The following is a 6,917-nucleotide window of genomic DNA, read 5'->3' as shown; positions in this document are numbered from 1 at the left end:
CGTCGGGTTCGTCGGGCGTGCGGAGCCAGGAGAGAAGGGGCAGGAAGGCAGAATGTCCGTCGGGAACAGGAGGGGTTGAGGCAGCGCAAACGTCGGACGGTAAGGTCGAGCCGAACGGCTCGTCCAAGGGAGGGTAGATTGGCGGGGTGCCGCTGATCGGAGCCGTGACAGGCAGTGCTCAGCGTGCCGCAAACGGGACAACGTCCTGCGCAGCGGCAGCCGCGAACGTGCATGACAACGCCCGCCTCAGACCCATCTTCGATGGAGAGTACCCGGCAGCCAGGAACCTCGTGCAGCCGCGCCATCGCCAAGCTCCGTCCTTCTCACACAGACGGAGAACGCACGGGGAAGCCACACGAAATGACGAAGAGCCACGAGACCGGGGCAATTTCAAGAGATTGGCTGAAGAGCCGCTGGGTGATCGCCACCATCTCGTCCACCGCCACCCGGACGGTGCCCTACAAGCACAGCCGGATGCCTACCGACGGCACAATCGGATCGAGCCGCTGTTTGACCATCTCAAGCACTTGCGGCGCATTGCGACTCGATACGATGGATCGCCCAGCAATTATCTCGGCGTCGTCACACTCGTCTCCTGAGTCAGCATATGGACCCAAATGAGCCACCGACCTATCTCCCGACCAAAACATAGGCAATGACCAGGCTGCCTTGACAGCCAGCGCCGCCATCCTGCAGATGGCCGCCAAACCTAGCCACAGTACGGCAGTCGATTTTTTTGGGTGGGTCATAAGGGACACACCATAGAATCGACAACTTTTGACTTCAATTCGATCACAGTTGCTCAATCCGGTAGTATTTTTAAGCAAACCCGTTGTGAAAAATTGTTAAAAGGCGAAATTCGATCGATTAAATTCTGAATTTTACTACGCGGTCAACTAAGTGTAGATAAACCAAGAGGAACAATAGATTGTCTAGAATATTTATCTGCGACCCTGTTTGCATCCAAAGCATTGGCCACAATGTCAGGGCTCTTATGCATTATCGACGTTTATTAGAAAACCATGCGGATGAGATAATCTGTTTGGCGTCGAAATATCTCGACAAAGGAATTGCAACTGAAGCAAAGTTTGAATTGTTTTTCGAGTTTTATTACAACGAGTTTATTCGAGCGCTACCCGCCCCTCAAGATCCGGTCGGAATAGTTGATACACATAGAAGGCGCGCCACGCTTGCAAGCCAAGACATAATCAAACTGTTTAATGATTTCGATTTAGGACCGTCCGACACAATATTCTTTCCGTCAACCGACTTCTATAGTCTGGTTGGCCTTGAGTCATGCAAGAGCTTCTTTCAAAACCACAACTCTCCCAAGCTTCTGTTGCGATTCATAGGGGTTATGGAAGCGGCGTCTTCGGCATTTCGGAGACCATTAGAAGTCGCCATGATGTATATCAGATCTATGAAAGACGCAGGCTGTAGAATATCTCTATCCGCCGAAACGCCGGTATACGCTGATTGGTTAGCCGAGCAATTAGATCAATACGTTAGTGTCACGCCGTACGGAGAGGTTAGAGATCCGGTTCCGCTGCAAGAACACAGAATTTTTCACGTCATTTGTCCTGGATCTGCTCGATTTGACAAAGGGTTTCTCCACCTAGAAGAAATTTTTAGTAAGATTCGCATTAGAGATCCGGACATTAATATTACATTCTCGACACAATCATTGACAGATGCCGAAGTCGTTCACCATCAAAATTATATGTCAAAGTTGTATGCTATTCCCGGAGTAAAAATTTTTCCGAGCATACTCGAAAACAAGACAATGGATGATCTCTATGCGTCGTCTGATATGATGCTATTGCCTTATGATGCAGAGGTTTATAAATATCGAGGGTCGGCAGTTCTGATGGAAGCTGCCACAATCGGACGGCCCGTTGTCGCGACGGATAACGTGGGGTTTTCTGAGCAGGTGCGTTACTATGGTATGGGGTCTTTATGCCAAGATAACGATTCGATAGTTGCCGAAATCATTAACTGTTCGAAAATACCAAAAGAAGTTAGATGGCGGCGATCACTGCAGGCCAGAAGCCGGTTCGTTGCAGATATGCGTGGCGCATTTAAAGATTGGGTGGCCGCATGAAAAATCTTCTTTTCGTTGACCACAAATTTCATCAAATTACAAAATCGAGTGAGTTTTTCTTAGAAATTCTTCGCCGCCGGTTCTTCGTTGATCAATTTTTTGTTGATCCCGATATTGGCGACAACGAGGAATTGATGGAAAAGGCCGGAGCGGCAGATGTTGTTGTGGTCTGGCAAATGGATTACCTGGCCTCGGCGTTTTGTGCGCTTGGGAAGCCCACAATCGTCATTCCTATGTATGACGGATCGAGCACCATGCCCGATATGCATTGGGCTTTACTTAGAAAGGCAACCTTTATCAACTTTTCGCGCGCGATGCACGAGCGTGTAAGGCTGATGGGATGCAAAAGCTATCTTGCGAAGTATTTTGTTCCACCTTGCTCTCGAAAAGATCTTGTCGACTTCGACAAGATCAATATATTTTTCTGGCAACGCCGGCCGGATCATGGCATCAATATTCAACTAGTAGATAGACTTCTTGGCGAAACATGTGATCGGATACATTTACATGATGCGCCCGATATAGACCTTGGGCACGACAATGAAATTGCCGGTGAGCGCGCTTATGATCTGACTAGGTCGAGCTGGTTCTCGTCTAAAGCAGCTTACGAAGAAGTATTGCGTGGCTGCAATGTTTTTGTCTGTCCAAGAGCTGCTGAGGGCATTGGTGTCGCTATGCTTGAGGCTATGTCAAAAGGCATGGTCGTAATAGCAAATGATCAGCCGACCAATAATGAATACATTAGTAACTGGGTTAATGGAATTCTTTTTAATATTGGAGGCGAAGTAAATAAGATATCTCTGCGTGACCAAAGTGCACGACTTGGCTACTCAGCCTGGAAGAGCGTTGACTACGGGTTTCGAATTTGGAATGATAACATCGAGGCGATGTTGGATGCGGTAGACAGTGCTTCTGCCAATGATCCCATCGGTGGGAACCCTAGCGATTATTTGCGAGCGTTGAGCAGTAGCTTTAGCGGGGGGCAACAAGAGTATATACGTTATATTCAAAGCAGCGCTCATAATATGGGCGAGTTTACTGGCGGATCTCTTGACGACGTTGCTATTTTGTTGGGCGGGATTCCGAACGAATCAAATAGATTTTCTGTGCCATCAATCAGCACGGACCGTACATTGGCGGTCTCCGAGAATGATTGCCCATTCTTGTACGAAGGTTGGAGCAGTTACGAGAATGGAGGGTTTAGATGGATTGAAGGGAAGTATGCTGCCGTTCGATTTTCGGATGTGCCATCTCCGGAAATACAGTGCCTCAAATTCGCTGCAAAATCTGTGACCACAGCCGGCGGTCAGCAGTTTTTAAGTGTGAATCTGAACCGCAAGCAAATACTCTCTGTACCGCTATCAGATGGTGATTTCACCGACTTCCTTATTCGATTGCCGAAAGGTGCTATCGCTACAGTAAATATAATTGAGATAAGGCTGGAAATAGCAGAGCGGCCCATTGGTGATGGGCGATTTTTATCTGCCTGCTTCTCTGATTGGACATTCTTAACTCTTGAAGAGGCCCTCAAGATCGCTGGATCGAATAGTGCGACGGCCACTTGATCGATAAGAAATAGAATGGCGCAACAACGAGGCATTTGATGTTTCCGCAAATACTATATCTTCGCCCGGGGGAACGCCCCGTCGAAGAGGGGTGGTACGTGGTAACGCCTCCAAATGGCGGCGCGAATACTATCGTCCATTTTGACGGCGTGGGCGCGGAATTTCGAAGTCGCCGGTACGCAGCACGAGATCCGTTAATTGATCATATCTTCGTAGCGCGTATTTTCCCTGAACGCGTTTCTGTAGAAAGTCTGGCTGGCTTGAGGCAAACCGTGTCAACCATACAGGCGGCGCAGACGCCGCAAATGCGCGCCAATCCTGACGATTCAGATGTTTCTCGATGGATGGTCCGCGGTTCAAAATATGTATTGAGTGACCGTTGGCTTAGGGTGCGAGCGGACGAGTGCGAAACTGCGACTGGCGTCTGCATTAGCCCATATTATGTGGTTGAGTCGCCCGATTTTGTCCACGCTATTGCAACTGACTTAGAGGGAAACGTCATTCTGGTTCGGCAGTATCGCCATGGAATAGCTGCTCTTTCGTTAGAACTGCCCGGTGGGCTTATGGATCGAGATGAGATCGATCCGGTAGCGACTGCTCGGCGCGAACTTAAGGAGGAAACCGGGTATGCAGGCGGACATGCAGCGCGATTTCTTTCTCTGTCACCTGATCCTGCCCGCTACGCCAATCAAGTTCATTTCATCCGTGTTGATGGTGTTACCCCCGGGAAAGCGCGCCCAGAAGCGACGGAGACGATTGATGTAATTGTTCTAACGCCAAAGGAGGCTGTGAAATTGGCGCTTAATGGGGGCATCCGGCATGCTGGGCATGTAAGTGCTATTATTGCGGCTTTTTCGAAGGAAGTTTGATTTTTGTCAGCGGGCGCTAAATACTGGTTTATCCGCATTTTGTGTGGCGAGAAAGGTTAACCCTGCGGCCAGAACACACTGGCGGAGAAGGGCCAAGTCGGCCCGTCCGAATGTATGCGATGTTTGGAGCCCACCTTTCGCTGGCCGGCGTAGAGGATGATGCTGACGGCCCCTGGATGGGATTGTTTTGTGTCTATGGTCGAGCATATGGTCGAGCCGCCGCGGACCGTTCGGCGGCTTGAGGTCATCACCACCGCGAGCGGCCGGCGACGCTGGTCGCAGTCCGAGCGCAGACGGATCCTCGCTGAGGCCATGGCACCGGGTGCCGTGGTGTCGGTTGTCGCGCGCCGGAACGGGATGAGCCCGCAGCACCTGTTTACCTGGCTGCGCGAGGCGCGGAAGGCGCCGACAGTCGGTGGAATGGCAGCGGCCTTCGTACCGGTTCTCCTCGATGAGCCTGCCTCTGCGTCATCCCCATCGTCGCCCCGGGCCGGCATCCGTCCTCTGGGCAGCCCTGTTACCGGGATCGAGGTGGAGATGACCGGCGCCGTGGTGCGCATCGGTGCGGACGCGAGCCAGGCTCAGATCACCGCGGTGATCCGGGCGCTGAAGGCTTGTCCATGATCGGGCCGTCCGGCGCGGCGCGCGTGATGCTGGCCACGCGGCCCGTGGACTTCCGCAAGGGCATGGACGGACTGGCCGCTCTGGTCCGGGACGCGATGGGTGGAGATCCGTTCTCGGGCACGGTCTACGTGTTCCGCTCGAAGCGCGCCGACCGGGTGAAGCTCCTGGTCTGGGATGGAAGCGGGCTGGTCCTCGCGGTCAAGCGTTTGGAGGCGGGTCAGTTCTGTTGGCCGAAGATCGAGGACGGCGTGGTCTGGCGGAGCGCGGCGCAGCTCGCGGCGCTCGTCGAAGGCTTGGACTGGAAGCGCGTCCATACGGCGCGTGCCGTGGGCGTGCCGGCGGTTGCCGGCTGAGCAAAAAGGCTGGCTAGCGGGCTTCATCGCGATGGTAAGTCGCTGACAGATCTGATCTAATCTGCTTCGTGGCCGCGCCTGCTTCGCCTCGTTCGACGATCCCGAGACGCTCAAGGCGCTGCTCGCCGAGGAGCGCGCCGAGAACGAGCGGCTGCGCCAGATCATCCTGGCGATGCAGCGCCACCGCTTCGGCCGCCGCGCCGAGAGCCTGCCGGAGGATCAGCTCCTGCTCGGGCTGGAGGAGGCCGAGCAGGTCGAGGCCGCGGGCTTTGCCGCCGAGGAGAATGAACCGACCAAGCAGGAGGCGCGGAGGGCCAAGCGGCGCACGAAACGTGGGGCGCTGCCCGCCCACTTGCCGCGAGTCGAGCACGTGATCGATGTCGACAGCCTCGTCTGCCCGTGCTGCTCGGGTGCCCTGCATCGGATCGGCGAGGACGTATCCGAGCGCCTCGACGTGGTGCCGGTGCAGTTCCGGGTGCTGGTGATCCGCCGCCCACGCTACGCTTGCCGCGCCTGCGGGGACGCAATCGTGCAGGCACCCGCGCCGGCGCGGCTGATCGAGGGCGGCCTACCGACCGACGCTCTGGTCGCGCAGGTGCTCGTCTCCAAATACGCCGACCACCTGCCGCTGTATCGACAGGCGCAGATCTTCGCCCGCCAGGGCGTCAGCCTCGACCGCTCGACGCTGGCCGACTGGGTCGGGCGCGCCGCCTTCCTCCTCCGGCCCGTGCACGCGCGGCTCCTGGAGACGCTCAAACGCTCTGGCAAGCTGTTTGCCGACGAGACCACGGCACCGGTGCTCGATCCGGGCCGCGGCCGCACCAAGACCGGCCAGCTCTGGGCGTATGCGCGCGACGACCGGCCCTGGGGTGGGACGGATCCGCCCGGCGTCGCCTACGTGTACGCGCCCGACCGCACGGCTGGACGACCGATCGCGCATCTCTCCGGATTTGCAGGCGTGCTGCAGGTCGACGGCTACGCGGCCTACGAGAGCTTAGCCAAGGGCGGCGCAGTGCGGCTGGCCCACTGCTGGAGCCATGTGCGTCGGCAATTCTATGACCTTGCCGCGGCCTCGCCGATCGCCACAGAGGCGCTGTCGCGCATCTCCGTGCTCTACCGGATCGAGGCCGAGATCCGCGGGCGTCCGGCCGAGGAGCGACGGGCGGCCCGTCAGGAGCGAAGCCGGCCGGTGATCGAAGCGCTGGAGCCGTGGCTGCGGGAGAAGCTCGACCTCCTGAGCCGCAAGAGCAACCTCGCGGAGGCGATCCGCTACGCCCTGAGCCGCTGGGCGGGGCTGAGCCTGTTCCTCGCCGACGGGCGCGTCGAGATCGACTCCAACACCGTCGAGCGCGCGATCCGGCCGCTGGCTTTGAACCGGAAGAATGCCCTGTTTGCTGGTTCGGAC

General features: G+C 55.8%; 6 protein-coding genes and 2 pseudogenes. 7 read left to right on the top strand and 1 reads right to left on the bottom strand.

The genetic code is table 11. The features are described 5' to 3' along the window. Nucleotides 1-311 (bottom strand): transposase family protein (locus tag ACTJK8_RS31945; protein ID WP_440763170.1); only part of this gene is annotated, 311 nt, incomplete at its 3' end. 82 nt (nt 312-393) lie between these two features. Between ACTJK8_RS31945 and ACTJK8_RS31940 the strand changes: the two are divergent. The 7 genes and pseudogenes from ACTJK8_RS31940 to tnpC all read left to right on the top strand — a co-directional run. Then, nucleotides 394-599: pseudogene (locus ACTJK8_RS31940) on the top strand (IS5/IS1182 family transposase); the annotation flags it as partial. A 395-nt stretch (nt 600-994) separates the two neighbouring features. After that, nucleotides 995-2,101 (top strand): glycosyltransferase, encoded by a 1,107-nt coding sequence (locus ACTJK8_RS31935; protein WP_440763169.1) that lies wholly within the window; start codon nt 995-997, stop codon nt 2,099-2,101. After that, the gene (locus ACTJK8_RS31930) at nt 2,098-3,666 is read left to right on the top strand and encodes a glycosyltransferase (protein ID WP_440763168.1); all 1,569 of its coding nucleotides are present in this window, start codon (nt 2,098-2,100) and stop codon (nt 3,664-3,666) included. The genes ACTJK8_RS31935 and ACTJK8_RS31930 overlap by 4 nt, the downstream gene beginning before the upstream one ends. 98 nt (nt 3,667-3,764) lie before the next feature. Continuing rightward, complete coding sequence (locus ACTJK8_RS31925) at nt 3,765-4,535, top strand: NUDIX hydrolase (protein WP_440763167.1); 771 nt, start codon at nt 3,765-3,767, stop codon at nt 4,533-4,535. A gap of 195 nt (nt 4,536-4,730) precedes the next feature. Next, nucleotides 4,731-5,159 (top strand): IS66-like element accessory protein TnpA, encoded by a 429-nt coding sequence (gene tnpA / locus ACTJK8_RS31920; protein ID WP_440763166.1) that lies wholly within the window; start codon nt 4,731-4,733, stop codon nt 5,157-5,159. After that, entirely contained in the window at nt 5,156-5,512 is a 357-nt protein-coding gene (tnpB, locus tag ACTJK8_RS31915; RefSeq protein WP_440763165.1) for an IS66 family insertion sequence element accessory protein TnpB, read from the top strand. The genes tnpA and tnpB overlap by 4 nt, the downstream gene beginning before the upstream one ends. A gap of 68 nt (nt 5,513-5,580) precedes the next feature. Further along, nucleotides 5,581-6,917 (top strand): annotated as a pseudogene (gene tnpC / locus ACTJK8_RS31910) (IS66 family transposase); the annotation flags it as partial.

Source organism: Methylobacterium sp. 22177 (assembly GCF_052045615.1).
GTDB classification, from domain to species: Bacteria; Pseudomonadota; Alphaproteobacteria; order Rhizobiales; family Beijerinckiaceae; genus Methylobacterium; species Methylobacterium radiotolerans.
Note: the sequence above shows the minus strand (reverse complement) of the source record. Positions and strands in the feature narration are given on the sequence as shown.